The organism is Citreimonas salinaria, assembly GCF_900107235.1.
GTDB classification, from domain to species: domain Bacteria; phylum Pseudomonadota; class Alphaproteobacteria; order Rhodobacterales; family Rhodobacteraceae; genus Citreimonas; species Citreimonas salinaria.
The window spans coordinates 50,405-77,275 of the sequence record NZ_FNPF01000017.1; the positions used below are offsets into that span (position 1 = coordinate 50,405).

At 68.5% G+C, this 26,871-nt stretch carries 26 protein-coding genes; 10 read left to right on the forward strand and 16 right to left on the reverse strand.

Going from position 1 to position 26,871, the window contains the following annotated elements:
* Positions 1-11: 11 nt before the first annotated feature.
* From topA to BLW27_RS16955, 4 genes are all read left to right on the forward strand, one after another.
* Positions 12-2,756, forward strand: a complete 2,745-nt coding sequence (gene topA / locus BLW27_RS16940; RefSeq protein WP_089885113.1) for a type I DNA topoisomerase — start codon at positions 12-14, stop codon at positions 2,754-2,756.
* 91 nt (positions 2,757-2,847) lie between these two features.
* The gene (locus tag BLW27_RS16945; RefSeq protein ID WP_089885115.1) at positions 2,848-3,570 is read left to right on the forward strand and encodes a CoA transferase subunit A; all 723 of its coding nucleotides are present in this window, start codon (positions 2,848-2,850) and stop codon (positions 3,568-3,570) included.
* Positions 3,567-3,782, forward strand: a complete 216-nt coding sequence (locus tag BLW27_RS16950) for a hypothetical protein (RefSeq protein WP_143042326.1) — start codon at positions 3,567-3,569, stop codon at positions 3,780-3,782. The genes BLW27_RS16945 and BLW27_RS16950 overlap by 4 nt, the downstream gene beginning before the upstream one ends.
* A complete protein-coding gene (locus tag BLW27_RS16955) occupies positions 3,782-4,408 on the forward strand; it encodes a CoA transferase subunit B (protein WP_089885119.1) in 627 nt (208 codons plus the stop codon). Before BLW27_RS16950 ends, BLW27_RS16955 begins: the two co-directional genes overlap by 1 nt.
* Before the next feature lie 328 nt (positions 4,409-4,736).
* Here the strand turns inward: BLW27_RS16955 and BLW27_RS16960 are convergent, their stop codons facing one another.
* Both BLW27_RS16960 and BLW27_RS16965 read right to left on the reverse strand, forming a co-directional pair.
* Positions 4,737-5,213 carry a phasin family protein gene (locus BLW27_RS16960; protein ID WP_089885121.1) on the reverse strand — a complete coding sequence of 159 codons (477 nt, stop codon included), beginning with the start codon at positions 5,211-5,213 and terminating at the stop codon, positions 4,737-4,739.
* Positions 5,214-5,352: 139 nt separating this feature from the next.
* A complete protein-coding gene (locus BLW27_RS16965) occupies positions 5,353-7,158 on the reverse strand; it encodes a PHA/PHB synthase family protein (RefSeq protein WP_089885123.1) in 1,806 nt (601 codons plus the stop codon).
* Positions 7,159-7,296: 138 nt separating this feature from the next.
* Between BLW27_RS16965 and phaZ the strand changes: the two genes are divergently transcribed.
* On the forward strand, positions 7,297-8,565 hold the full coding sequence (gene phaZ, locus BLW27_RS16970; RefSeq protein ID WP_089885125.1) for a polyhydroxyalkanoate depolymerase: 1,269 nt from the start codon (positions 7,297-7,299) through the stop codon (positions 8,563-8,565).
* Between the two features lie 81 nt (positions 8,566-8,646).
* Here the strand turns inward: phaZ and BLW27_RS16975 are convergent, their stop codons facing one another.
* Genes BLW27_RS16975 through BLW27_RS16985 form a run of 3 tightly spaced genes read right to left on the reverse strand, consistent with a single transcriptional unit; the run spans position 8,647 to position 10,723 of the window.
* Complete coding sequence (locus tag BLW27_RS16975; RefSeq protein WP_089885127.1) at positions 8,647-9,180, reverse strand: adenine phosphoribosyltransferase; 534 nt, start codon at positions 9,178-9,180, stop codon at positions 8,647-8,649.
* A 33-nt stretch (positions 9,181-9,213) separates the two neighbouring features.
* Positions 9,214-10,089 (reverse strand): S-methyl-5'-thioadenosine phosphorylase, encoded by an 876-nt coding sequence (locus tag BLW27_RS16980; RefSeq protein WP_089885129.1) that lies wholly within the window; start codon positions 10,087-10,089, stop codon positions 9,214-9,216.
* 28 nt (positions 10,090-10,117) lie between these two features.
* Positions 10,118-10,723 carry a flavin reductase family protein gene (locus BLW27_RS16985; RefSeq protein WP_089885132.1) on the reverse strand — a complete coding sequence of 202 codons (606 nt, stop codon included), beginning with the start codon at positions 10,721-10,723 and terminating at the stop codon, positions 10,118-10,120.
* Positions 10,724-10,798: 75 nt separating this feature from the next.
* Between BLW27_RS16985 and BLW27_RS16990 the strand changes: the two genes are divergently transcribed.
* Together BLW27_RS16990 and BLW27_RS16995 are read left to right on the forward strand one after the other, a co-directional pair.
* Positions 10,799-11,290, forward strand: coding sequence for a GNAT family N-acetyltransferase (locus tag BLW27_RS16990; protein ID WP_089885134.1), 492 nt, complete (start codon positions 10,799-10,801; stop codon positions 11,288-11,290).
* A 50-nt stretch (positions 11,291-11,340) separates the two neighbouring features.
* Complete coding sequence (locus BLW27_RS16995) at positions 11,341-12,120, forward strand: EcsC family protein (protein ID WP_089885136.1); 780 nt, start codon at positions 11,341-11,343, stop codon at positions 12,118-12,120.
* A 320-nt stretch (positions 12,121-12,440) separates the two neighbouring features.
* Here the strand turns inward: BLW27_RS16995 and ptsP are convergent, their stop codons facing one another.
* The 11 genes from ptsP to BLW27_RS17050 form a co-directional block, all read right to left on the reverse strand.
* The gene (gene ptsP, locus BLW27_RS17000) at positions 12,441-14,681 is read right to left on the reverse strand and encodes a phosphoenolpyruvate--protein phosphotransferase (protein ID WP_089885138.1); all 2,241 of its coding nucleotides are present in this window, start codon (positions 14,679-14,681) and stop codon (positions 12,441-12,443) included.
* Positions 14,682-14,722: 41 nt separating this feature from the next.
* Positions 14,723-15,961 carry an aspartate kinase gene (locus tag BLW27_RS17005; RefSeq protein WP_089885141.1) on the reverse strand — a complete coding sequence of 413 codons (1,239 nt, stop codon included), beginning with the start codon at positions 15,959-15,961 and terminating at the stop codon, positions 14,723-14,725.
* A gap of 102 nt (positions 15,962-16,063) precedes the next feature.
* Positions 16,064-16,579, reverse strand: a complete 516-nt coding sequence (locus BLW27_RS17010) for an SgcJ/EcaC family oxidoreductase (protein ID WP_245710921.1) — start codon at positions 16,577-16,579, stop codon at positions 16,064-16,066.
* Positions 16,500-17,144: an SDR family NAD(P)-dependent oxidoreductase gene (locus BLW27_RS17015; RefSeq protein WP_089885144.1), complete on the reverse strand. Its 645-nt coding sequence runs from the start codon at positions 17,142-17,144 to the stop codon at positions 16,500-16,502. The genes BLW27_RS17010 and BLW27_RS17015 overlap by 80 nt, the downstream gene beginning before the upstream one ends.
* Positions 17,144-17,566 (reverse strand): DUF1178 family protein, encoded by a 423-nt coding sequence (locus BLW27_RS17020; RefSeq protein ID WP_089885146.1) that lies wholly within the window; start codon positions 17,564-17,566, stop codon positions 17,144-17,146. The genes BLW27_RS17015 and BLW27_RS17020 overlap by 1 nt, the downstream gene beginning before the upstream one ends.
* 60 nt (positions 17,567-17,626) lie before the next feature.
* On the reverse strand, positions 17,627-18,847 hold the full coding sequence (locus BLW27_RS17025; protein WP_089885148.1) for a 3-deoxy-D-manno-octulosonic acid transferase: 1,221 nt from the start codon (positions 18,845-18,847) through the stop codon (positions 17,627-17,629).
* A 128-nt stretch (positions 18,848-18,975) separates the two neighbouring features.
* Positions 18,976-19,899, reverse strand: a complete 924-nt coding sequence (locus tag BLW27_RS17030; RefSeq protein ID WP_089885150.1) for a hypothetical protein — start codon at positions 19,897-19,899, stop codon at positions 18,976-18,978.
* Positions 19,896-20,681 (reverse strand): glucosamine-6-phosphate deaminase, encoded by a 786-nt coding sequence (gene nagB / locus BLW27_RS17035; protein WP_089885152.1) that lies wholly within the window; start codon positions 20,679-20,681, stop codon positions 19,896-19,898. Before nagB ends, BLW27_RS17030 begins: the two co-directional genes overlap by 4 nt.
* A gap of 3 nt (positions 20,682-20,684) precedes the next feature.
* On the reverse strand, positions 20,685-21,785 hold the full coding sequence (locus BLW27_RS17040) for an N-acetylglucosamine-6-phosphate deacetylase (protein WP_089885153.1): 1,101 nt from the start codon (positions 21,783-21,785) through the stop codon (positions 20,685-20,687).
* Positions 21,782-22,492, reverse strand: coding sequence for a GntR family transcriptional regulator (locus BLW27_RS17045; RefSeq protein ID WP_089885155.1), 711 nt, complete (start codon positions 22,490-22,492; stop codon positions 21,782-21,784). The genes BLW27_RS17040 and BLW27_RS17045 overlap by 4 nt, the downstream gene beginning before the upstream one ends.
* Entirely contained in the window at positions 22,485-23,387 is a 903-nt protein-coding gene (locus tag BLW27_RS17050; protein WP_089885157.1) for a glucosamine kinase nucleotide-binding domain-containing protein, read from the reverse strand. The genes BLW27_RS17045 and BLW27_RS17050 overlap by 8 nt, the downstream gene beginning before the upstream one ends.
* 311 nt (positions 23,388-23,698) lie before the next feature.
* Between BLW27_RS17050 and BLW27_RS17055 the strand changes: the two genes are divergently transcribed.
* Genes BLW27_RS17055 through BLW27_RS17065 form a run of 3 tightly spaced genes read left to right on the forward strand, consistent with a single transcriptional unit; the run spans position 23,699 to position 26,868 of the window.
* Positions 23,699-24,958, forward strand: a complete 1,260-nt coding sequence (locus BLW27_RS17055) for an ABC transporter substrate-binding protein (protein WP_089885159.1) — start codon at positions 23,699-23,701, stop codon at positions 24,956-24,958.
* A gap of 58 nt (positions 24,959-25,016) precedes the next feature.
* Positions 25,017-25,985 (forward strand): carbohydrate ABC transporter permease, encoded by a 969-nt coding sequence (locus tag BLW27_RS17060; RefSeq protein WP_089885161.1) that lies wholly within the window; start codon positions 25,017-25,019, stop codon positions 25,983-25,985.
* A 52-nt stretch (positions 25,986-26,037) separates the two neighbouring features.
* Positions 26,038-26,868, forward strand: a complete 831-nt coding sequence (locus tag BLW27_RS17065; protein WP_218141141.1) for a carbohydrate ABC transporter permease — start codon at positions 26,038-26,040, stop codon at positions 26,866-26,868.
* Positions 26,869-26,871: the final 3 nt, after the last annotated feature.

The window sequence follows — 26,871 nt, forward strand, 5'->3', positions numbered from 1 at the left end:
TCAGTCAGCAGATGCCCGTCGTCGTCGTCGAGTCCCCGGCCAAGGCCAAGACCATCAACAAGTATCTTGGCCCTAACTACACGGTTCTCGCGTCCTACGGACATGTCCGCGACCTGCCGCCGAAGAACGGATCCGTCGCGCCGGACGACGATTTCGCCATGACCTGGGAGATCGGGGCCGATTCGCGCAAGCACGTCGCCGCCATCGCCGAAGCGCTGAAGACTGATGACGCGCTGATCCTCGCGACCGACCCCGACCGCGAGGGCGAGGCGATCAGCTGGCACCTGCGCGAGGCGCTGACCAAGCGGCGCAGCATCAAGAAGACGACCGACGTCAAGCGCGTGACCTTCAACGCCATCACCAAGACCGCCGTGACCGAGGCGATGAAGAACCCCCGCGACATCGACGCGCCGCTGGTCGAGGCCTACTTGGCACGCCGCGCGCTGGACTACCTCGTCGGCTTCAACCTGAGCCCCGTGCTGTGGCGCAAGCTGCCCGGCGCGCGCAGCGCCGGCCGCGTGCAGTCGGTCTGCCTTCGCCTGATCGTCGAGCGCGAGATGGAGATCGAGGCGTTCCGCCCGCGCGAATACTGGCAGGTGAAGGCGCAGCTTGCGACGCCGCGCGGCCAGACCTTCGAGGCGCGGCTGGTGACGCTGGCCGGCAAGAAGCTGGACAAGTACGACCTGGAGAACGCCACCCAGGCCGAGATGGCAGTGCAGGCGGTTTCAAGCCGCGCTCTGCAAGTGGCTTCGGTCGAGGCCAAGCCGGGCAGCCGCAACCCGTCCGCGCCGTTCATGACCTCGACCTTGCAGCAAGAGGCCAGCCGCAAGTTCGGCATGGGCGCGCGGCAGACCATGTCGGCTGCGCAGCGGCTCTATGAGGCCGGGCACATCACCTACATGCGGACTGACGGCATCGACATGGCCCCCGAGGCCGTGATGGCCGCGCGCGACGCGATCAAGGAGCGTTACGGCGACAGCTACGTGCCGAAATCGCCGCGCATGTACAAGAACAAGGCCAAAAACGCGCAGGAAGCGCACGAATGCATCCGGCCGACGGACATGCGCAAGGACGCCGCCGCACTGCGCCTGACCGACGCCGACCAGCGCAAGCTGTACGATCTGATCTGGAAGCGCACGCTGGCCTGCCAGATGGAGGCGGCACGGCTGGAACGCACCACCGTCGAGATCGAGAGCGACGACCGCCAGGTCGGCCTGCGCGCGACCGGCCAGGTCGTGCTGTTCGACGGTTTCCTGAAGGTTTACGAGGAAGGCCGCGACGAGCCGGTCGAGGACGACGACAAGCGCCTGCCGCAGATATCGCAGGGCGACAAGGCGCCCTTCGCCAAGGACGCGCCGCTGGCCGGCGCCTATGCCAAGGCCACCGGCAAGGACGACGAGGTGGTCGAGGCCGCCGCGCCCAACGGAATGATGCGCCACGAGGCCGCCGTTCTGGCCGAGAACGGCGCCGTGCTTGCCACGCAAAGCCACACCCAGCCGCCGCCGCGCTACACCGAGGCGACGCTGGTCAAGCGGATGGAGGAGCTCGGCATCGGGCGTCCGTCGACCTATGCCAGCATCGTCACGACGATCCAGGAACGCGAATACGTCCGAAAGGACCAGAACCGCCTGATCCCCGAGGACAAGGGCCGGATCGTCACGATCTTCCTGCTGAACTTCTTCAAGCGCTACGTGGAATACGACTTCACCGCCGCGCTCGAGGACGAGCTGGACGAGGTCAGCGCCGGCAAGGAAGACTACAAGGAACTGCTGGGCAAGTTCTGGCGCGACTTCTCGGCAGCCATCGCCGAAACGTCGGACCTGCGCATTGCCGAGGTGCTCGACGTGCTGGACGACGCGCTGGCGCCGCAGCTTTACCCGCCGCGCGAGGACGGCACCGATCCGCGCACCTGCCCGCTGTGCGGACAGGGCAGCCTGCATCTCAAGACGTCGCGCTCGGGCGGGTTCGTGGGCTGTTCGCGCTATCCCGAATGCCGCTACACGCGCCCCATCGGCGGCGACGCGGCCGAGTCCGAGGATCGCGTGCTGGGCGTCGACGAGAACGGCGAGGAGATAAGCCTGCGCACCGGCCGCTTCGGGCCCTATGTGCAGCGCGGAGAGGTGAGCGAGGAGAACAAGAAGCCCGACCGCGCGAGCCTGCCCAAGGGCTGGCAGGCCGACCAGATGACGCTGGAAAAGGCGCTGACGCTTCTGTCGCTACCGCGGATCGTCGGCATGCACCCCGAGGGCGGCGAGGTGAAGGCGAACTTCGGCCGCTTCGGGCCCTACATCTTCCACCAGGCGCCGGACGAGCCGAAGGGCGTCTATGCAAACCTGAAGGACCCGCAGGACGTCTTCGAGATCGGCATGAACCGCGCGGTGGAGCTTCTGGCCGCCAAGCGCGCCAATCCCGGCGGACGGGGCAGGGCGGCCGCGAAACCGCTCAAGGAATTGGGCGAACACCCCGAAGGGGGCGGCGCGGTCAGCATCCTCGACGGTCGTTATGGCCCCTACGTGAAGTGGGAGAAGGTCAACGCCACGATCCCCGACGGCACCGCGCCCGAGGACGTGACCATGGACATTGCCATGGGCCTGCTGGCCGAGAAGGCCAAGAAGGGCGGCAAGAAGAAGGCCGCGCCGAAGAAGGCGGCGGCGAAGAAACCCGCTGCGAAGAAACCCGCGGCCAAGAAAACGGCGACCAAGAAGACCGCGACGAAGAAGTCCGCCGGCTCGACCAAGAGCGACGCGGCCGAGTAGATCGCGCCCCGCCTCTGACCAGGCGGCGCGTTGACTTCGCGCGCCGCAGGCGCGAAAACACGCGCGATCCAGCCATTCAGGGAGACGATGTATGAAGAAGGTCTATGGCTCGGCCGCCGAGGCGCTCGACGGGCTGCTGCGCGACGACATGCTGATCGCGGCGGGCGGCTTCGGCCTCTGCGGCATCCCCGAGCTTCTGATCGACGCGCTGGTCGCGTCGGGCGTGAAGAACCTCACGATCGCGTCGAACAACGCGGGCGTCGACGGGTTCGGTCTCGGCAAGCTGCTGGAATCCCGCCAGGTGACAAAGATGATGTCGTCCTACGTGGGCGAGAACAAGGAATTCATGCGCCAGTATCTCGGCGGTGAACTCGAACTGGAATTCAACCCGCAGGGCACCTTGGCCGAGCGGATGCGCGCCGGCGGTGCGGGCATCGCGGGCTTCTACACCAAGACCGGCTACGGCACCCAGATCGGCGAGGGCAAAGAGGTCAAAGTCTTTCCGACCGGCCCCGATGGCGCCGAAGAACACTACATTCTCGAGCAGGGAATCTTCGCCGACCTCGCCATCGTCAAGGCGTGGAAGGCCGACACGACCGGCAACGCGATCTTCCGCAAGACCGCGCGCAACTTCAATCCGCCGGCGGCGATGTGCGGCAAGGTCTGCGTGATGGAGGTCGAGGAGATCGTCGAGCCCGGCACGCTTGACCCGGACCACATTCACCTGCCGGGCATCTACGTGCATCGGATCGTGCAGGGCGAGCACGAAAAGCGGATCGAACAGCGCACCGTGCGCAATCGGGAGGAAGCATGATGGCCCTGAAGGCGAGCGATATCGAGAAACTCCTGCGCGACAGCGGCGCCGGAGAGGTTTTCATCGAAATGGAAGAGCGCGAAGTGGAGATGGACACTGGGCACCACTCGCTCGCCGATCTGGCGGAGGGCAATGGCTACCGTCTGGGCGACGTCGACACCCGCGAAGGCCGTGTCGGCCGGATCTTCCACCCCAAACCGGAGGGCGCCTGATGCCTTGGGATCGTGACCAGATGGCGGCGCGGGCCGCGCAGGAACTCGAAGACGGCATGTACGTCAACCTCGGGATCGGCATCCCGACGCTGGTGGCCAACTACATCCCCGAGGGGGTCGAGGTCACGCTGCAATCGGAAAACGGCATGCTGGGCATGGGCCCCTTCCCCTACGAGGGCGAGGAAGACCCCGACCTCATTAATGCCGGCAAGCAGACCATCACCGAGTTGCCGCATACCAGCTTCTTCGACAGCGCCACCAGCTTCGGGATGATCCGCGGCGGCAAGATTGCCATGGCGATCCTGGGCGCGATGGAAGTGGCCGAGAACGGCGATCTGGCGAACTGGATGATCCCCGGCAAGCTGATCAAGGGCATGGGCGGCGCCATGGACCTGGTGGCCGGCGTGAAGCGGGTCATCGTGGTGATGGACCACACCAACAAGGCGGGTGAGCCGAAGCTGCTCAAGGCCTGCACCCTGCCGCTGACCGGGACGGGGGTGGTGAACCGGATCGTGACCAACCTGGGCGTGCTCGACGTGGTCGAGGGCGGGCTTAAAATCGTGGAATGCGCCGACGGCGTGACCGAGGACGAGATCCGCGAAAAGACCGAGGCCACGATCGTCTGAGACCGGGTGTCCCACGGTGGGACACCAAGGCGCCTAAACGATATCAAGGACTTGCAGGGACGCTTTTACCTTTCCTTCAGGAAGTCGGGAAAAGCGGCCCTGAGATGAACCATCTAAACCCCGGCCTGCCAGACGTGCGGGCCGGGGTTTTTCGTGCCCTCTCGGCCGGGCGCATCGCCGGCATTTCCGCCGCAGGCGGGGGCCGGCTGATCCTGCGCGCCGGAGGCGCTCGATCCTGCAACCCCGGATACGAAAAGGGCGGGTTCCGAAGAACCCGCCCGCAGGATTGCGCCGTCAGGGAGGGATGGGCGCAAAACCCGTTTTCCGCTTACTTTGCCGCGGCGGTCGTCGCCTTCTTGGCGTTCGCGGTCATGTCGTCGGTGGCTTTCTTCATCGCGGCGGAGGCGTCTTCCGAGAAGTTCTTGCCGGCGGCCATCATCAGCTCTACCGTGTCCATCTGGACCTTCTTCGCGATCTCGGCGAAGGCGGCCATGTGCTCGGCTGCGGTCTCGGCCTGGGCGGACGCGAACTCGGTCATCGCGCGGGCATAATCCGAGGGCTCGGCCTTCGCCTTGGCGATGTCCGACATGCGGTTCAGCGTGTCCTGCGTCCACTTGGCCGAGATCTCGGTCGACTTGCCGGCCGCTTCCAGCGCGACGGTCGACAGCTTCTCGTTCATGGTCGCGGTGGTCTTGAAGGCATCTTCCATCGCCTTCGTGTCCACCGGGAACGAGCCCATCATGTCCTTCGGGAACGCGCCCATCATGTCTTTCATCATCGTGTTGATGTCTTGTGCTTTGGCCATGATATCGATCCTTTTCCGTCTCGAGTGTCCGGCGGGCCCACCCCGCCTTCCGCTTGGCTGAGAGGAATATGCATGCCGCAGCGCAGCATTTCAAGGGGAATTGCTGCGCTGCGGCAAGTTTCCCCTAAGTCACCGAAACTCATTGGTTTTGCTGCGCGGCCTTCAGCTTGACGTAGGTGCCGGGGGCCGGACAGACCACCGGATAGCGCGAATCGGCGCCCGGTTCGCGGGCCGGAACCTGCTTGCCCGCGCGCTTCTTCAGCCAGGCTTCCCAGCGCGGCCACCACGAGCCTTCGTGCCGTTCCGCGCCCTCGAGCCACTCGGCCGGGGACAACGACAGGTCGTCGTTGGTGTAATGGCCGTACTTGTTCTTCGTGGGCGGGTTCACGATCCCGGCGATGTGGCCGGACTGGCCGACGATGAAGGTCTTCGAGCGCGACTTCATCATCTGCACGCCGCGATAGACGTCCTTCCACGCGGCGATGTGGTCACCCTCGGTCGCGACCGAGAGCAGCGGCACGTCCACATCGGCCACGTCCAGCACCTCTCCCATCAGTTCGAACCGGCCCTCGGCGAAGGCGTTGTCCTGACACAATCCGCGCAGGTACTGCATGAACATCTTGCCCGGCAGGTTCGCGCCGTCGCCGTTCCAGTAGAGCAGGTCGAAGGCGGGCGGGGTTTCCCCCATCATGTAGGACTTGATCGCAGGCCCGTAGATCAGGTCGTTCGAGCGCAGGTAGGAGAACGTGCGCGCCATGATGAACGACGGCAGCACGCCCTCGGCGTTGATCTCGGATTCGATGCCTTGCGCGAAGTCTTCCTGCAGGAAGGGGGTGAATTCGCCCTGGTCCGAGAAATCCGTGAGCGCGGTGAAGAAGGTGGCCGACTTGATCGACTTGTCGCCGCGTTTCTTCAACAGCGACAGGACCAGCGCCAGCGTCGTGCCGGCGATGCAGTAGCCGACCGCGTTGACCTGCCTGGTGTCGCTGACCTCCTTGGCGATCTCGATGGCCTTGAGGTAGCCGTCCTCGATGTAATCCTCGAGGCCCGTGTCGGCGTAGCCCTTGCCGGGGTTGATCCAGCTGACCACGAACAGGGTATAGCCCTGGTCGACGATCCAGCGGATCAGGCTGTTGTTGGGCTTCAGGTCGAGGATGTAGAACTTGTTGATCCAGGGCGGGAACAGCACGATCGGGGTCTGGTGCACCGTCTCGGTGGTCGGAGCGTACTGGATCACCTCCATCATGCGGTTGCGGAAGATCACCTCTCCCGAAGCCGTGGCGATGTTGCGGCCGATCTCGAAGGCGGATTCGTCCGCCAGGCGCACGATCAACTCGCCGTTGTTGGCCTCGATGTCGTTGACGAGGTTTTCCATCCCCTTCACCAGGCTTTCGCCGTCGGTCTCGATCGCCTTCATCAGCGCGTCGGGGTTGGTGGCCAGGAAATTCGTCGGCGCGACCATGTCGACGATCTGTTTCGCGAAATAGCCGACGCGACGTTTTTCCAGCGGATCGAGATCGTCCATCTGCTCGACCGCGTTGGCGACGGTCTCGGAATTGATCAGGTATTGCTGCTTGATGAAGTTGAAATACGGGTGTTCGTCCCACAGCGGGTTCGAGAACCGCTTGTCCTTGGGGCCGGGGTCTTCGGGCGCGGCCAGCTTGCCCTGCGCCAGCACCTGCTGGGCCTCGATGAAGTGGCTCATCGTCTTGCCCCAGTACTGGGCCTGCTGCTCGATGATCTTGGCGGGGTTGTGCATCCAGTCGTGCCAGTACGCCTGCGCCGCCTTGGCATAGAGCGACGGGTCCGGCCCACTGAGCGCGGTGGGGGTCGGCCTGCGGTTCGCAAGGGCCGCGACGAGGCGCTGGGACAGTTCCTCGACGCGGGCCATGTTCGCGTCGAGCCGGGCACGGCGGGCGCCCGTGTCGTCGTCGTTCATTGCCATTGCGGATTTCTCCCCCTATTTTGCAGGTGCAGAATATCGTCGCCGGCTTGGGGGGCAAAGCGACGAATTGGCTCGGGGCCGGGATCGGCCGCTTTACGTTTCCGGACGCCCGTGGCCGGACGAATGAAAGGAACACCCATGCGCTACATGGCGACATACGACCTGATGGAGACCATGCGCAACACGAATCAGTGGCTGGGCGCAACCGCGCGCACGCTGGCCTCGTATCCCGGCATGGCGATGCTGCCCAACCCGGCGATCCGCTGGTGGGGCGCCTGGGGCGAGGTGACCGAGCGGTCCTTCGAGCGCATGGCGGCCAAGCCCGACTGGGGCATCCATACGGTCACCGGCGACGACGGCCGCGACCACCTGGTCAGCGTCGACACCGTGGTCAGCAAGCCGTTCGGCGACCTGCTGCATTTCGACGTGGTCGGCCGCCCGGAGCAGAAGCGCAAGATCCTGCTGGTGGCGCCCATGTCGGGCCATTACGCGACGCTGCTGCGCTCGACCGTGAAGTCGCTGATCGTGAACTGCGAGGTCTACGTCACCGACTGGCACAACGCGCGCGACATCCCCGTCAGCTGCGGCAAGTTCGATGTCGAGGACTACACCCTCTACGTCATGGACTTCATGCGGCATCTCGGTCCCGAGACCAACGTGGTCGCGGTGTGCCAGCCGGCGCCGCTGGTGCTGGCGGCGACGGCCTACCTGGCCGAGCTGGACCCCGACGCGCAGCCGCGCACGCTGACGCTGATCGGCGGGCCGATCGACCCGGACGCGACGCCCACCGACGTCACCGATTTCGGCGCGCGCGTGACCATGGGCCAGCTGGAAGAGACGATGATCCAGCGCGTGGGCTTCAAGTATCCCGGCGTGGGGCGGATGGTCTATCCGGGCCTGCTGCAGCTGGCGAGCTTCGTGTCGATGAACGCGGATCGGCACTCGAAGGCGTTCAACGACCAGATCCTGCGCATCGCCCGCGGCCAGGCGAGCGATCACGACGCGCATAACCGCTTCTACGACGAATACCTGTCGGTGATGGACATGCCGGCCGAGTTCTACCTGTCGACCGTCGAGCGGATCTTCAAGAACCGCGAGATCGCGAAGAACGAGTTCGTCGTCGCCGGCCACAAGGTCGACATGGGCGCGATCACCCGGGTGGCGGTCAAGACCGTCGAGGGCGCGAAGGACGACATCTCGGCGCCTGGGCAATGCGTCGCGGCGCTGGACCTGTGCACCGGGCTGCCGGATTCGAAGAAGGCCAGCCACGTCGAGCCGGGGGCGGGCCATTACGGCATCTTCGCCGGCAAGAGCTGGCGCAACAACATCCGGCCGCTCGTGCTGGGCTTCATCGACCAGAACGCGGCCGACGCGGCGAAGGCGCCGGCGGCGGTCGAGGTCGCCTGAGCGCGAGGCGCGGGCCTTCGGGCCCGCGTCGCGGCCCGATGCCGGGCCGTCAGTGCGCGCGACCTGCCGCGGGGGACGGGGTTACATCCCCTCGTAGGCGCAGAGCGCGTGCACTTCCATGCCGAGCGCCTCGAGCCGTCTGCGGCCGCCGAGGTCGGGCAGGTCGATGATGAAGGCGCAGCCGATGATCTGGCCGCCGAGGCGCTCGATCAGCTTGATGCCGGCCTCGGCGGTGCCGCCGGTCGCCAAAAGGTCGTCGACCACCAGCACGCGTTCGCCCGGCTTGATGGCGTCGTCGTGGATCTCGACGATCGCCTCGCCGTATTCCAGCTTGTACTCCTGCGAGATCACCGTGCCGGGCAGCTTGCCCTTCTTGCGGATCGGCACGAAGCCGGCCGAGAGCTGGTGCGCCACGGCGCCGCCCAGGATGAAGCCGCGCGCCTCGAGCCCCACGACCTTGTCGAAGCGCACGCCCGCATAGGGGTGCAGCAGCTGGTCGATCGCCATGCGGAAACCGCGCGGATCGGCGAAAAGCGTCGTCACGTCCCGGAACAGGATGCCCTCGTGCGGGAAATCGGCGATCGTGCGGATGTAGTCGCGGACGTCTTTCTTCATGGTCGGTCCCTGTCGTTCCGGTTCGTGCCGTGCTTACCCGCGCAGCACGCGGCCCGCCACCGAATCCAGTCGCGCCACCACGTCGGGGTCGCGTTTTTCCGGCGCGGTGAGGATCGCGTGATCCAGCGCGCGGTCGCAGCCGCAGGGGCAGGGGGCGCGGTCTGGTCCCAGCCGATCGGGCAGGCCGCGGGCCAGCGCGCGGCCCTTGCCGGCGTTGCCGGTCAGGGTTGCGATGATGTCGGTGATGTCGACAGCGCCGTGGTCGGGATGCCAGCTGTCGTAGTCGGTGACCATCGCGATGCTGGCGTAGCAAAGCTCGGCCTCGCGGGCGAGGCGGGCCTCGGGCATGTTGGTCATGCCGATCACGTCCGCCCCCCAGGCGCGGAACATGCGCGATTCCGCGACGCTGGAGAATTGCGGCCCTTCCATCGCCAGGTACGTGCCGCCGTCATGCACGGTGATGCCGGCCGCCTGCGCCGCATTCAGGCAGGTCCGCGACAGCCGGGCGCAGGTGGGGTGCGCGATCGAGACATGCGCCACGCAGCCGGTGCCGAAGAACGACCGCTCGCGCGCGTTGGTGCGGTCGATGAACTGGTCGACGACGACGAAGTGGCCCGGCGCGTATTCCTCGCGGAAGGACCCGCAGGCCGAGACCGACACCACGTCGGTCACGCCGAGGCGTTTCAGCGCGTCGATGTTGGCGCGGTAGGGCACGGTCGTGGGGCTGTGCACGTGGCCGCGCCCGTGCCGCGGCAGGAAGGCCATCGGCACCCCGCCCAAAGTGCCGGTCAGGATCTCGTCCGAGGGCGCGCCCCAGGGCGTGTCGATCGCCTGCCAGCGCGCATCTTCCAGTCCGTCGATCTGGTAGAGGCCCGATCCGCCGATCACGCCGATCATGGTTGCGGTCATGGTTGGTCCTTTCGGTCGGGCGGCGGGGTCACTCGCCGGGGCGCTTGAGCGAGAACTTCTCGCGCACGACGGTGTAGTCGCGGTAGCCCATGCGCGACAGCGGGTTGAACCGCAGCACGTCGAAGGTGCCGTCGACCACGCAATCGTCGCGCATGTGGACGCCGACCACCTCGCCGAAGACGGCGAAGTTCGCCTCGCCCGGCAGTTGCACGATCTGCGTCAGTTTGCATTCGAAGTTGGCGGGGGCGTTCGCCACGCGCGGGCAGTCGATGGTCTCGCACTGCGCCTTTTCGATGCCGGCATGGGCGAATTCGTCGACCTCGCGCGGGTGGGCGCCCGAGGTGGCGTTCATCGCGTCGCGCATCGCGTATTCGACGATGTTGACGCAGAACACGCCGGTGTCGCGGATCTGGGCGACGCTGTCCTTGGTGTCGCCGCGGTCCTCCTTGGCGGAGGTCGAGGCGAACATCACCTGCGGCGGCACGTAGGCCACGGCGTTGAAGAACGAATAGGGCGCGAGGTTGTCCTGCCCGTCCGACCCGCGGGTCGAGATCCAGCCGATGGGGCGCGGCGTCACGATGGCGTTGAACGGGTTGTGCGGCAGGCCGTGGCCGTCTTCGGGGCGGTAGAACATGCGGGGTGGTCTCCGGTTTGCGCGTCTGTCGGACCCGTGATACGGCCGCTTGCGCCGGATTGCACGGGGGGTCGCGTGTTTACGCTTGCACAGGAAACGCGCGACGACGGCTGGGAGGTCGAGGCGCTTTACGACACCTGCTTCGCGCCGGGGCGGCAGGCGCTGTCGTCCTACCGGCTGCGCGAGGGCGTGGCGCCGATCGCAGCACTGTGCGTGGTGGCGCGCGACGAAAGCGGACACATGGGCGGCGCGATCCGCTACTGGCCGGTCTGCGTGGGCGGCTCGCGCGCGCTGCTGCTGGGGCCGGTGGCCGTGCATCCCACCGCGCAGGGCGAGGGGCTGGGTGGCGCGCTGATCCGCGACACGCTGGCGCGCGCCGAGGCGATGGGCGAGGCGCGGGTGATGCTGGTGGGCGACGCGCCCTATTACGCCCGTTTCGGCTTTGCCCTGCTGGCCGGCGTCGAGATGCCGCCGCCCACCAACCCCGAGCGGGTCCTGGGCGTTGCGCTTCGTCCGGGGGCATGGGACGGCGTGACCGGCGTGGTGGAGGCCGCGCGGAACGGTTGACGCGGCACGACGGTTTGTCATCGTGAAGCATACGCCTCGAGGGAGCCGCCATGACCGCAGATGCGACGGGAACAGACTCGACCGGAACAGCCCTGGTCCCCACCGGTATCGAGCCGCAGCTTGCGGCGCTGGCACGGCGTCACCAGGCGGCGAACAACCTCGGCATGCAGCTGATCAACCTGCTGGGCGGACGGGCCGAATCGCTCGTCGAACGCCTTCCGAAGGGCGTGCGCGACCGGCTGGAGGACGCGACGGGCCGCGCGCTGGAGAACGCCTTGCAGGCGGCGCAGGCCTCGCGCGGGGTGGTGCCGGACCAGCGCGGTTGGTTCAACACCGCGCTGACCACCGCGATGGGCGCGGCCGGTGGCGCGGGCGGGCTGCCCACCGCGCTGGCCGAGCTGCCGGTGACGGTGACGGTGCTGCTGCGCACGATCCAGGGCGTGGCGGCCGAGCACGGCTTCGACCCGGCCGATCCCGAGATCCAGAAGGCGTGCCTGGCGGTCTTCGCCTCGGCCGGGCCGCTGGCGCGCGACGAGGGCGTGGACATGGGGTTCCTGTCGGCGCGGATCACGCTGAGCGGGGCGACGGTGCACGGCATCGTCGCGCGCGTGGCGCCGCGGCTGGCCACGGTGCTGGGCCAGAAGCTGGCGGCGCAGACCGTGCCGCTGCTGGGCGCCGCGGCGGGGGCGGCCACGAACTACGCCTTCACCAGCTACTACCAGGAGATGGCGCATGTCGCCTTCGGCCTGCGGCGGATCGCGCAGGACAGCGGCACGTCCTACCCGGCCGTCGTGGGCGCGTTCGACGAGGCGGTGAAGAAAATCGGCTGATCCGCCGCCGGCGTTAACCGTTCGTTGAGGTTAACGGCGCTAGATGCTATCGACCGCGCCGGAACGGGCAAGGTCGCAAAGGCCCGCAGAAGAACCACGGCCCGCCACGGTCGCAAAAGGCGGCAGGGGCAGGGTCGACAAGGGCCCGCCGCTGCGCGAAACGCGCAACCGGCGCCAATGGGCAGAACGCGCGTTGGTCACGGCACGAATGGGACACGCACCCGGTCGCAGGAAAAACTCCGCGGCCGGGTGTCTTTTTGCGCGTCTGGTCCGGGCTGCGCGCAAGACCGGCCGCGGCGCGGCGCGGCTTTCCCTGCGGATCAGGCGTTGGCGCGCAGGAACTGCATCACCGCCTCGCGCACCGACTGGTCGCCGCGGTCGCGCGACCGGGCCATCACGTCGCGCAGCTGCCTGAGGTCGGTGCGCATCAGCAGGCTCTTCACCGGCCCGACCGAGGCCGGGCGCATCGACAGCGTCTCGAACCCGATGGCGGCAAGGCACACCGCCTCGATCGGGCGGCCGGCATCCTCGCCGCAGAAGCTCAGCCGCGTGCCGCTCTCGCGGCAGCGGTCGACGATGCCCTGCAGGAAGGTCAGGAAGCTGACGTTGAGCGTGTCGTAGCGCTTGCGCACGCGCTCGTTTTCGCGGTCGGCGGCGAAGAAGAACTGCTTGAGGTCGTTGCCGCCCACCGACAGGAACTTGACCTCGTCGAACAGCCGCTGCGACGCGAAGGCGAGGCTAGGCGTCTCGAGCATGGCGCCGATCTCGATCGCTTCGGGCAGGGGGTGGCCCAGCCGGACCTCGCGGTCGATCGCCTTGTCGACCTCGGCGCGCGCGGCGGCGAATTCGTCGTATTGCGCGACGAAGGGAAACATCAGCGACAGCGGGCGCCCGTTCGCGGCGCGCAGCAGGGCCTGAAGCTGCATCCGCAGCACGCCCGGCTTGTCGAGGCCCACGCGGATCGCCCGCCAGCCCAGGGCGGGGTTGGGCTCGTCGTTGGGCTTCATGTAGGGCAGCACCTTGTCCGAGCCGATGTCGAGCGTGCGGAACACGACGCGCTTGCCTTGGGCGGCATCCAGCACGCGCGAATAGAGCGCGGCAAGCTCGGTCCGGCGCGGCATCTGGTTGCGCACGAGGAACTGCAATTCGGTGCGGAACAGGCCCACGCCCTCGGCGCCGGAGTTCTCCAGCGAGGGCAGGTCGGCCATCAGGCCGGCGTTCATGTGCATCTCGATCCGGGTGCCGCAGGCGGAAACGCAGGGCGTGTCGCGGATCGAGGCATAGCGCTCCTGTGCCTTGGCCTGCATGGCGATCTTGTCGCGGAACGCGTTGACCACCGTCTCGTCGGGGCGCAGGTGGACGATGCCCTGTTCGCCGTCGACCATGATCCGGTCGCCGGTCAGGGCCTCGTTGGTGATGCGCTGGGCGTGCACAACCAGCGGGATCGCCAGCGCGCGCGCGACGATCGCGGCGTGGCTGCCGACGGAACCCTCTTCGAGCACGACGCCCTTCAGCTTGCGGCCGTATTCCAGCAGCTCGCCGGGGCCGATGTTGCGCGCGATCAGGATCGGGTCCTCGGGCATCTCCGAGCCGGTCTCGGAGCCCTGACCGGTGAGGATGCGCAGCAGGCGGTTGGACAGGTCGTCGAGATCGTGCAGCCGGTCGCGCAGGTAGGGATCGGTCGCCTGCGCCATGCGGGCGCGCGCCTGGGACTGTTCCTTTTCCACCGCGGCCTCGGCCGACAGGCCGCGGGCGATGTCCTCGTCCATGCGGCGCAGCCAGCCCTTGGAATTGGCGAACATGCGGTAGGTTTCCAGCACCTCGGCCTGCTCGCTGTCGGTGCCGGCATCGGCGAGGATCTCGTCGACGCTGACGCGCAGCCTTTCCACCGCCTCGGTCAGGCGGGCGGCCTCGGTCTCGGGGTCGTCGGCGACCACGCGCGTCACGACGACGCGCGGCTCGTGCAGCCAGACATGGCCCATCGCGGTGCCTTCCTGCCCGGTCGTGCCGCGCAGCATGACCGGCTGGGTGTGCCGGGCCTTGAGCGCGGCACCCTCGCCCACGAAGGCGCCCAGCTCGGTCATCTCGGCCAGCACCATGGCGACCACCTCGAGCGCGTAGACCTCGTCCTCGGTGAAGGCGCGGGCCTGCTTGGACTGAACCACCAGAACGCCCAGTTTTTCACCAAGACGCTGGATCGGCACGCCGAGGAAGCTGGAATAGATCTCTTCCCCGGTCTCGGGCATGAAGCGGAAGCCGCGTTCCGACGGCGCGTCCGCCGAGTTGATCGGCTTGCCACGTCGCGCGACGCGGCCGACGAGGCCCTCGCCCAGCCTCATGCGGGTCTGGTGCACGGCCTCGGGCTTCAGGCCCTGGCTTGCGCAGAGCTCAAGCGTGTCGTCGTCGCGGAACAGGTAGACCGAGCACACCTCGGTGCCCATGGAATCCGCGGTCAGGTGGGTGATCTTGTCCAGACGCGCCTGGCCCGCGGCCTCTTCGGCCATCGTGTCGCGCAAGCGCTTGAGCAGCTTGCGGCTTTCGCTTTCAAGCCCGTCGGCCATGACGTCCGCCCGTTTGCCCCGTGCCGCATCGGGCAGGCCTGTCAGCCCGCCTTCTCCAGCTCGAAGGCATCATGCAGGGCCTGCACGGCCAGTTCCATGTATTTCCGGTCGATCAGGACGGAAATCTTTATCTCCGAAGTTGTGATGACCTTGATGTTGATCCCTTCCTGCGCGAGCACGCGGAACATCTTGGCCGCCACGCCCGCGTGGCTGCGCATGCCGATGCCCACGACCGACACCTTGGCGACGCCGGTATCCGCCTTGATGTCGGTGAAGGTCATGTGACCGGCCGTGCGCGCGTCGTTCAGCGCCTTTTCGGCGCGCTTCACCTGGTCGGTCGGGCACGAGAACGTCATGTCCGTGCGGCCGTCCTCGGAAATGTTCTGCACGATCATGTCGACGTTCACGCCGGCCTCGGCCAGGGGGGTGAAGATCGACGATGCGATGCCGGGCCGGTCCTCGACCGAGACCAGCGTCATCTTCGCCTCGTCGCGCGAATGGGCGACGCCCGCGACCACGTTGCTTTCCATGATGTCCTCCTCGTCGCACACGATGGTGCCGGACCCGTCCGTCTGTTCGCTGAGGGATGACAGCACCCGCAGCTTGACCTTGTAGCGCATCGCCAGTTCGACCGACCGCGTCTGCAGCACCTTTGCGCCGAGGCTGGCAAGCTCGAGCATCTCCTCGAAGGCGATGCGGTCGAGCTTGCGCGCCTTTTCGCAGATGCGCGGGTCGGTGGTGTAGACGCCGTCGACGTCGGTGTAGATGTCGCAGCGTTCCGCCCCGAAGGCGGCGGCGAAGGCGACGGCGGTGGTATCGCTGCCGCCGCGGCCCAGCGTGGTGATGCGGCCCTCGGGGCTGACGCCCTGGAAGCCGGCGACCACGGCGACCTTCATGCCCTCGCCGAACTTGGCGGTGATGTTGTCGGTGGGGATCTCCTCGATCCGCGCCTGCGAGTGCGCGGACGTGGTGCGCAGCGGCACCTGCCAGCCCTGCCAGGAGCGCGCGGGGATGTCCATTTCCTGCAGCGTCAGCGCCATCAGCCCGGCGGTCACGTTCTCGCCGGAACTCACGACGGCGTCGTATTCGCGCGCGTCGAACAGGGGCGAGGTGTCCTGCACGAAGCCCACAAGCTTGTTTGTCTCGCCGGCCATGGCCGACACGATGACGATCACGTCGTAGCCGCGCGACACCTCGACGCCGACGCGCTTTGCGGCGCGGCGGATGCGGTCCAGCGTGGCGACCGACGTGCCGCCGAATTTCATCACGAGAACGGGCATGGGATATCCTGCGCGGGGCTCGTGCGCCGTGTAAGTGCGGCGCCCGAAAAGGGCAAGATGGCAGATGCGGGGCGCGCGCGGCTGTCGCGGCGCGGCCACGGATCAACGGCGGTAATCCACCGGGCGGGTGGTGTCATCTTCGGCCAGGTGCGTCTCCATCCCGGGCGAGACTTCGGTGTTCTGCGCGGACACGGCGAGCCAGCTTTTTCCCTCGCGCCGCAGGATCGCCGTGAGGATGGTCTGCCTGTCACCCGCGCGGCTGCCGTCCGGCGCGCGCTGGCCGGTCAGGTGCAGGCGCGTTCGCACCACGGCCACGTCGGGGCCCAGGTGCCGCGTCTCGGTTCGGCCGATGCGCAGGGTCGTGTCGGCGAAGAAGGACTTCAGCGCATAGTCGTGCGGCTTGGCGATCGCACCGCGGCCGCGCCACCACAACCCGGTCACGTTGACGAAGTCCGCGTCGTCGGTGAACAGCGCGGCGATCGCGGTCCCTTGCCGCGTGGCCCAGGCGTCGGCGAAGGCGCGCGGGAAGGCTTCGGGCTCAGTAAGGATGGGCGCGTCCGTCCCAAGTCTCGAAACAGCCGGTCGTGTCGGGCCCGAGCGCGTCAATGCGCGCGACAAGGCCCCGCGCCGCCTCGTCGGGCGTAATGTCGGCGCTGCCGCCGCCCATGTCGGTGCGCACCCAGCCGGGGTGGTAGATGCCCACGGCGATGCCCTCGCGCCTGAGGTCGGTGGCGAGGTTGCGCCCTAGGTTCAACGCGGCGGCCTTGGAGGCGCGGTAGACGTAGCTGCCGCCCGGCGCGCGGGTGTCCGAGGCCATCTGCGAACTGATGATCGCGATTTTCGCGGACCTGGCGCGGCGCAGCGCGGGCAGCATGGCCTGCACGCTCAGGAAAACGCCCGTGACGTTCACGGCGAAGGCCTGCGCCGACATCTCGGCCGGATAGCCGTCGTCCAGCCGCTGTCCCTTGTCGGGATAGACGCCCGCGTTGCAGACAAGCGCATCCAGCGGCGCATCGCCGAGGCGCTCGGCCAGAGCGCGGTGCGAGGCCGGGTCCGTCACCTCGAGCGGCAGCAGCTTGCCGCCGCCGCGCGCCGTTCCCAGCGCCTCGTCGCCGCGGGTGGCATAGGCGGACAGGAGGGCGGCGCCGACGCCGCGGTTCGCTCCGGTGATCAGGACGCGCATCAGTTCGCCTTTCGCGTGGGGGTGAAGGGCAGGGGCGCGATCGGCACGCCGTCCTCGACCAGTTGGCGCGCCTCGTCGCCGCGCGCCTCGCCCCAGATGGCGCGGCGGGGGCTGTCGCCGTCATGGATGGCGCGGGCCTCGCGCGCGAAATCGCGGCCGACATAGTCCGAATTGGCCTCGATATGGCGCTTGAGCGCGGTGAGCGCGGTTTCGGGCGCGCCCTCGGCAGGCGACAGCGGCCGCTCCGGCACCGTGGTGGCCGAGGACACGCGCGGCGCCATCGGCGCCTTGTCGACGGTGGCATCGCCGCAGACCGCGCAGGAAACATGCCCCGCCCGCTGAAGGGAATCGTAGGCGGCGGCAGACTGGAACCAGCTGTCGAAGACGTGGCCATCGGCGCATTTCAGGGAATATCGTATCATTGCCAAATTCCGTCCCGGTCCGGTCCAACGTAGATATAGGCGCCGCGGGTTCAAGTTTCCTCAAGATACGGGGGGCAGGCGGTTCACGATTTCCCGCACCAGCCCGTCCACGCCTGTCTCGGCGCGCAGGGCGTCCGCCGCACGTTGGCCCGCGTCGCGCTGCCTTTCGGGCGGGGCGAGCGCGGACAGCCCGGCGGCGAGGCTTCGGGCGTCGTGCACCGAAATCGCGATCCCCTTCAGGCGCGCGAAGGGCGCGGCGAAGTTCGTCACGTCGGGGCCGTGCAGCAGCGCCGCGCCGAAGGCGGCGGGCTCGTAGGGGGTGTGCCCGCCGCGTGCGACCAGCGTGCCGCCGACGAAGACGCGGCCGGCGAGCGCGTACCACAGCGGCATCTCGCCCATCGTGTCGGCGAGATAGACATCCGCGTTTCCCGGCGCCGGGTCGCGGCTGCGGCGCGCAACCGAGAAGCCGCGCGCCGTGATCAGCGCCTCGACCGCGTCGCCGCGCGCGGCATGGCGCGGCGCGAGGATCAGGCGCAGCGCCGGATCGGTCGCGCGCGCGGCCTCGTGCGCGTCGAGGACGATCGCCTCTTCGCCATCGTGCGTCGAGGCGGCGAGCCAGGTCTGCGCGCGCGGGAAGGCGTCCTTCAGGGCCTGCGGGATCATCGGCTGCGGCGGCATGTACAGCGCCTTGAGGTCCGCCACCGGCCCGCGCGCCGCCGGGGGCAGGCCCAGCGCGGACAGGCGCTCGGCCGAGGCCGCATCCTGCGCCGAGACGAAATCCAGTCGCCCTGTCAGGTCGGCCGCCAAGCGCGGCAGGCGCGCCCAGCCGCGGGCGGTGCGTTCGGTCATGCGCGCGCCCAGCACGATGACCGGGCCGGGGCAGAGGCGGACGCGGTTGGGCCACAGCTCGGATTCCAGCGTCACGTGCGCGATCACGCCCCAGCGGCGGATGAACCGCCGCGTGACCCAAGCCGGGTCCAGCGGCGCCGGGCGCACCGTGACGCGCTCCAGCGCCCAGCCGCGTGCGAGGTCCAGCCCCGTGGCACTGTTGGCGGTCAGCACCACGTGCAGGTCGCGGCGCGCTTGCAGCAGGGCGTCGAGCACCGGCCGGGCCGAGGCGAGCTCTCCATTGGAGGCGCCGTGCCACCACAGATGCGGGCCGGGCGTGGGCGCGCCGCCACCGCCGAGGCGCGCCCGCAGCAGCGCCACGCCGCCGCGCCGCAACGCCGCGGGCAGCGCGAACAGGGCGAACAGCGAGACGAGAAGGCGGTAGACGATCACGCGAGGGCTCCGGCGGACATGCGTGCCGGGAGTAGGCGGAAAACGGGCTTCCAGCAAGGCGGCAGACCGCTGTCGCGGTCCGCCGGAGCGGGCACCTGTCGACGCGACGCTCGCGCAGTCCGGTCCGCCTAGACCCGGATCGCCTCGGCGCGCACCCGTCCGGCGGGCGATGCGCGCCAGACGAGCGTCGCGCCGTTGCTGCGCAGGGTGCCCCGGGCGTAGGGGGCGTTCACGCGCAGGCGCAGGACGGTCACGTCGTCGGCGGGCTTGGGTGCCTTGCCGTGGCCCAGGTTCGCGCGTTCCCATGCGCGCAGGTCGTGCAGCACCCGCGCGGCGCCGACCTGCGCCGTGGTCCTGATGGCGTCTTCTTCGGTCTGCAAGGCGTACTCCGTCCACAGCCGGGCGTAGCCGTCGCTGCCCAAGACGATTTCCGATCCGGGATATGCGATTTCCCGGCGGCGGCGGCCCATGCCGGCGCTGGAGGGGTCGATGGTGATCGCGGTGCTCGCCAGATCCCGGACCTGCGCCGCGCGCCGCCTGCGCATGCGCTCGATCAGCGGGCCGGTGGCGGGAAGAGACGCCTTCGGCAAGGGCGCAGGCAGGGCAGCGCCGGGCGCGATCCGGGCAGGCGCAACCGGACCCTGCAGGTGGAAGCAATCGGCGAATTTCAGGCTGTCGATCGCGTATCGCCGTCCGTGCCGCGAGATGCGCAGGTAGGTCATGGCCGCGACCGGAAAGTCGTGATGGTCCAGCTCCGGCCCGGCGCGATCGATGAAGCGACGGCGCAGGTGCGAGAGGCTGCGTGCGAGCGCGTCGTCGGTCAGTTCGCCGTGACGCAGGGTGCGCCGGATCTCGTCGGACAGCGCGCGGGCGAACCAGCCCGGATCGCTGAGACGGGACAGGACCTTGTTCGGCCGCTCCGAGACCGAGGTCGCCCCGTCGATCACCCAGGCATGAAGCACGCCGGGGCGGTGCAACAGCCCGAAGGCGTCGTCGCTTGGCGCGGGGCCGGGGGCGCTGTGCAGGATCTCGACCGGGGTAGCCGGGATCACAGAAGATCGCGGTATGCGTCCCACTTTTCCTCGTTGCTGCAGACGAAGCGGTAATAGTCGATGTCCTCGAGCCCGGCGGCGGCCTCGGCGTCGAGCACGACCTTGCACCGGGTGTGAAGCTGGATAGCCGAGGCGCTGACGCGCGAGGTCAGCGGCCCCTCGACCGCGCGTGCGACGACGCTTGCCTTGGCGGTGCCCGAGGCCAGCAGGACCAGTTCGCGGGTGTCGAGGATGGTGCCCACGCCCATGGTCAGTGCGCGTTTCGGGACGGCGGCGCTGTCGCCCCCGAACATGCCGGCGTTCTGCCGGCGCGTCGTCGGCGTCAGGATCTTGTCGCGCGTGCGCGAGCGCAGCGCCGAGAGCGGCTCGTTAAAGCCGATGTGACCGGATTCCCCGATGCCGAGAAGCTGAAGGTCGATGCCGCCCGCGGCGGCGATCCGCGCCTCGTAATCGGCGGCGGCGGTGCCGAGATCGCGTGCCATCCCTTCCGGCAGGTGGGTGCGGGCGGGGTCGATGTCCACGTGGTCGAACAGGTGGTGCCGCATGTAGCTGGCGTAGGAGTTCGGGTCTTCGGGCGGCAGTCCCACGTATTCGTCGAGGTTGAACGTGGTGCAGCGCGCGAAGGACACGCCGCTGGCGACGAGGCGGGCATAGACCTCTTCCATCGTGCGGCCGGTGGCGAGGCCGAGGACCAGATCGGGCTTGGCGCGCAGGCGCGTCTCGATCAGGCGGGCGGTCAGGGCCACGGCCCGGTCGCGATCGGGGCAGGGGATGACTTCCATGGCTTACCTCGGGTTGGGAATGTCGTGGCCGCCCGCGATCACGCGCGACAGCGCCAGCGAAGCGTCCAGAACCACGATGTCGGCCCGGGCGCCGGGCGCAAGCCGCCCGATGTCGGTCAGGCCGAGCCAGTCGGCTGGGATGGTCGAAAGCCGCCGGGCGGCCTCGTCCAGCGGCAGGCCGATGCCGACCAGGTTGCGAAGGGCCTGGTCCATGGTCAGCGCCGAGCCCGCGAGCGTGCCGTCGGCGAGCCGCATGGCGCCGTCCGCCTTCTCGACGTCGAGCGAGCCGAGACGATACGTCCCGTCCGGCATCCCGGCGCCGCCCGTCGCGTCGGTCACGCCGTAAAGGTTCGGAATCGCGTGCCGGGCGGCAAGGATCGCGCCGGGCTCGACGTGAACGAGGTCGGGGATGATCTCGGCATAATCGGCATGGGCGAAAGCCGCGCCGCACAGGCCGTTGTTCCGATGGGCGAGGGCGCTCATCGCGTTGAAGAGGTGGGTGACGCCGACGCCGCGCGCCAGCGCCGCCCGCGCGAGCGCGTAGTCGCAGAGCGAATGGCCGAGCTGCGCGCGGATGCCGGCCGCGGCGAGCGCGTCGAGCAGCGCGCCGTCCTCGTCCATCTCGGGGGCGAGGGTCATGATGAGGACCGGCGCGCGCGCGGCCCAGGCCTTCAGCTGCGCCGCATCGGCCGGGCGGGCGAAGGGAGGCTGCGCGCCGAGCTTGTCGGGATTGATGAACGGCCCTTCGAGATGCGCGCCGAGCACGCGGGCGCCATCCGTCGCGGGGTCGGCCATGACGGCGGCAACGTCGTCCAGAAAGGCGTCGATGTCTCCCGTCGGGGCGGTCACCGAGGTCGCGCAGAGCGCGGTCGTGCCGTGCCGGGCATGCAGGCGCGCGGCGGTGCGGATCGCCTCGGCCCCTTCCATCATGTCGGCGCCGCCTCCGCCGTGGACGTGGCAATCCACGAAGCCGGGCAGGATGTAAGGCGGCCTTGGCGCGGCGATGGCGTCGCCCTGCACCGAGACGATCTTCGCGTCGTGGTCCAGGCGGCCGGCGATCCAGCCGTCGGGGGTCAGGATCGATCCGTCGATGTGGTTCGTCATGTCAGCTCCGCTACGAAATCCCAGCGATCGCCGCGGAAGGTCGAGCGGGTGAACTCGACCGCGCGATCCTCGGCGGTGTAACCGATGCGGGTGATGAGAAGGGCGGGGGCGCCGGGCTGCACCTCGAGCAGGTTCGCGGCGTAGGGGTCGATCGCGATGGCGGTGAGCCGCTGGACCGCGCGCACCGGGCGCATCCCGTGCTCGGCCAGCGTGGCATAGAGGGAATCCCCGATGAGCGTGGGGTCGGGCAGCGCCTCGCCCAGAACCGTCGCGGCTTCGAGCGCGAGCGGCTGGCCATCGGCGGAGCGCAGCCGGGTGATGCGCGTGACCGAATGGCCCGGCGCCACGCCGAGGCCGATGACTTCCTCGGGGCTGGCGCGGCCGACGCCGCTGTGGACGAGGCGCGATTCGGCGACCATGCCGCGGGCGGCGACGTCTTCGGAAAAGCTGGTCAGGACGGACAGGGGCTGGGACACGCGCCTGGCCACGAAGGTGCCGGCGCCGCGGCGCTGCTCGATCAGGCCGCGGCCGCTGAGCTGCTCCATCGCCTTGCGCACGGTCACGCGGCTGACGCCGTGACGCTCGGCCAGCGTGCGTTCGGGCGGCAGGGCGGAGCCGGGCGACAGCGCGCCCTCCTCGATCTGGCGGGCGATGTGATCCGACAATTCGCGGTAGCGGGGCAGCCGGGTTTCGGGACCATCAGCCATCCTGGCGCTCCAGTTCGGGCACGACCTCGTCCCGCCAGCCGCGCCGCTGCATCAGCACGAGCCCGTCGAGCGCGTTGCCGCGCGCCGGCGTCAGGCGCGCCGCCAGCGGGGCCGAGAGGCGCGGGGCGAAGACCGGGGCAAGCCCCCCGAGAAGCGAAACCGGCCCGCCGTCGTCGATGGCGGCGATGGCGGTCTCGAGCTCTTCGGTCGCGGCGTCAATCAGCTGCGCGGCCAGGTCGTCGCCCGCCGCGGCGGCATCGATCACCACGGGGGCGAGGGTGGCGAACCGGGTCGCATTCGCGTCCGACAGCCAGGTCTGGATGGCGTTGAAGTCGCCGCCGACGCGGGGCCGCAGCGCCTCGAACAGCGCGGACGGGCCCGGGAGCCGGCCGTCGAGGTGGCGGCTGAGAAGCGAAACGGCGCGCCGGCCGATCCACGCGCCGCTGCCTTCGTCGCCGATGGCGAAGCCCCAGGCGCTGGCGCTGGAGACGCGGCCGTCCCGGCCCAGCGCATAGGCGGCGACGCCGGTTCCGACGGCCAGGACCACACCGGGCCGACCCCCGTGGGCCCCGAGGAGCGACGCGAAGCCGTCGGTGACGATGACGATGTCGGCACAAACCGGGCCTGCCAGCGCGCGGAACCGTGCCTGCCGGTCCGGCGAGCGTCCGCCGGCAAATCCGCAGACGAGCCGCGCGTCGCCCAGGCCCGATCCGGTGGTCGTGGCAAGTGCGTCGAGACCGGCCGCCACGTTGCGCCAGGCCTGCTCGACCCCGAGCGTCAGGCTCGACGGACCGGACGTGGTCTCGGCCAGCGTGGCGCCGTCGGCGCCCACGGCGCGCAGGCGCGTTCCTGTGCCGCCCCCGTCGATGACGACCGCGTCGATCTGTTGGCGCATGACTGGTCCACGCTCCCCCTCGGCTCGTCCCGTTTCTATAGGGGCACAGGGGGCGCGGCAATACCAAAGGGTGCATTGGTATTGCCGATTGCGGACATTGGGCTTGATAATGGTCGCGCCATCCGCAATGCTTGGCCCTGTCGGCGATCAGGTCCGATCGGAACGCCACGGCCGGATTATGGCAGGATACATGGCGGAACCGGATCGAGTCGCGGCATTCCCGGCGCGTCCCTGGCGCGCGCCGGCCGCTGGTTCCGCGATTGCCGCGGGGCCGCCGGACAGACCAGGTCAAGCATGACAGGGAGTAGGAAATGAAGCATATCATGATGAAGACCACGGCGACGGCCGCCCTCTGCCTCGCCGCCGGCGGCGCACTGGCCCAGGAGGTCACGCTGACGATCGAAAGCTGGCGCGCGGAGGATCAGGCGATCTGGGACGACACGCTGATCCCGGCCTTCGAGGAGAGCCATCCCGACATCAACCTGGAGTTCACCCCGACGGCACCGACGGAATACAACGCCGCGCTGAACGCCCGGCTCGAAGGGGGCACGGCGGGCGACCTGATCACGTGCCGGTCCTTCGACGGCTCGCTGCCGCTTTTCCAGCGCGGCCAGCTGGCTGACATCTCGGACCTTGAGGGGCTGTCGAACTTCCCCGATTTCGCCAAGGCCGCCTGGTCCACCGATGACGGCGAGAGCACCTTCTGCGTGCCGATGGCTTCGGTCATCCACGGCTTCATCTACAACGCCGACGCTTTCGACGAGCTGGGCCTCGAAGAGCCGCAGACCGTCGAGGAATTCTTCGCGGTCCTCGACGCGATCAAGGCGGACGGCACCTACATCCCGCTCGCCATGGGCAGCGCGGACCAGTGGGAAGCCGCCACGATGGCCTACACCAACATCGGCCCGAACTACTGGAAGGGCGAGGAGGGGCGTCAGGCCCTGATCGAGGGCGAGGCCAAGTTCACGGACGAGGAATTCGTCGCCCCCTACGAGCAGATGGCACGCTGGTCCGACTACATGGGCAGCGCCTACCAGGCGCAGAGCTACTCGGACAGCCAGAACCTGTTCACGCTGGGCCGGGCCGCGATCTATCCGGCGGGCTCGTGGGAGATCACCGGCTTCAGCGACCAGGCCTTCTTCGAGATGGGCGCGTTCCCGCCGCCCGTGCCGGCCGAGGGCGACACCTGCTACATCTCGGACCACACCGACATCGGCATCGGCATGAACGCCGACACGGATCATCCCGAGGCGGCGCGCACCTTCCTTGAATGGGTGGCGAGCGCCGAGTTCGCCGCGCTCTACACGAACGCGCTGCCGGGCTTCTTCTCGCTCTCGAACGCCGAGTTCGAGGTTGAGAACCCGCTGGCCCAGGAATTCATCTCGTTCCGCGAGGAATGCGAGTCGACGGTCCGCGTCGCCAGCCAGATCCTGTCGCGCGGCGAGCCGAACACCTGGAACACCATGTGGGTCAACAGCGCGAACGTCCTGAACGATACGATGACGCCGCAAGAGGCGGCGGCGGATCTGCAGCAGGGCCTCGAGTCCTGGTACGAGCCGCAGCAGGACTGATCCCGGACCGCGCCCGTCCCGACCGGGGCGGGCGCACGCCTTTGCCAGAGGACCACCCATGACCGAGATCGTGGAGCAGGCGATCGGCCGCAGCCGGACCGCGCGCCGTCGCCGCAAGACGGGCGGGATCACGCATATCGCCGTCTTCCTTGCGCCGACCGTGCTGATCTACTCGATCTTCTCGATCTACCCGCTGATCGAGAGCCTGCGGCTGAGCCTTTTCGACGGGCAGCCGGACGGCAGCGCCGTCTGGATCGGGCTCGGCAACTACGCAACGCTTCTCTTCGACGCGAACTGGGCCGTGCGGTTCTGGAACGCGCTTTGGAACAACCTGATCCTGTTCTTCATCCACATGATCGTGCAGAACCCGCTGGGCCTGCTGCTTGCCGCACTCCTTTCGCTCGCGCCGCGGTTCGGGGGCACGTACCGCACGCTGATCTTCGTGCCGACGCTTCTGTCGGTCGTCATCGTCGGCTTCGTGTGGGAGCTGATCCTGTCGCCGCTGTGGGGCGTGGCCGAGGGCATGATGTCCGCGGTCGGGCTTGGCTGGCTCTACGCGCCGTGGCTGGGGCTGGAGGATTCGGCGCTGACGGCGGTGTCGCTGATCTCGGTCTGGCAATATGTCGGCATCCCGATGATGCTGATCTATGCCGCCCTCCTGTCGATCCCGGACGAGCTTCTGGATGCGGCGCGGGTGGACGGGCTGTCGGGGTTTGCGATCTTCTGGAAGATCAAGCTGCCGCTGATCCTGCCGACGCTCGGGATCGTGGCGATCCTGACCTATATCGGCAACTTCACCTCGGCCTTCGACCTGATCTACTCGATCCAGGGCGTGCTGGGGCCGCCGGACTATTCCACCGATATCATGGGCACCCTGATGTTCCGCACCTTCTTCGGGCAGCAGACCCAGATCGGCGACATCCATATGGGCGCCACCGTGGCCAGCATGATGTTCTTCATCATCCTGATCGGCGTGACGATCTACCTCCTCGGCGTGCAGCGCCGCCTGACCCGCTACGAGATGTGAGGAGAGCGGCGACATGAGCACCGTCGACACCACCCGCGCGCGGCGCGGCCGCATGGGCCGGCTCGGCGCCGCCGCCGGGGTCCATGCCGTCCTTCTGGCCTACACGATCATCGCGATCTTCCCGGTCCTGATCGTGGTGCTGAACTCGTTCAAGAACCGCCGCGGCATCTTCACCGAGCCGCTGGCGCTGCCCCGCACGGAGACCTTCAGCGTCGAGGGCTACGCCACCGTCCTGACCGAGGGAAATTTCCTGCTGTATTACTCGAACTCGCTGATCGTGACGGTGGTGTCGCTGTTCCTGATCCTGCTGTTCGGCGCGATGGCGGCACACGCGCTGTCCGAGTACCGCTTCAAGCTGAACGCGCTTCTTGGCGTCTACCTGATCCTCGGGATCATGGTGCCGATCCGCCTGGGCACGGTGGCGATCCTACAGCTCATGGTGGACCTCAGCCTCGTGAACACGCTGATCTCGCTGATCCTCGTCTACACGGCGCAGGGCCTGCCGATCGCGGTCTTCATCCTGACCGAGTTCATGCGGACGCTGTCGCGCGACATCAAGGACTGCGCCCGCGTGGACGGGCTGTCGGAATACCGCATCTTCTTCGAGGTCGTGCTGCCGCTGGTCCGCCCGGTGCTGGCGACGGTCGCGGTGTTCTCGATGATCCCGATCTGGAACGACCTGTGGTTCCCGCTGATCCTCGCCTCGTCGGACGCGACCAAAACCGTGACGCTGGGCGTGCAGCAGTTCATCGGACAATACACCGTCAACTGGAGCGCGGTGCTCGCCTCGCTCTCGATCGCGATCCTGCCGGTGCTGGTGCTCTACGCGATCTTCTCGCGGCAGCTCATCTCGGGGATCACCGCCGGTGCGGTAAAAGGATAAGAC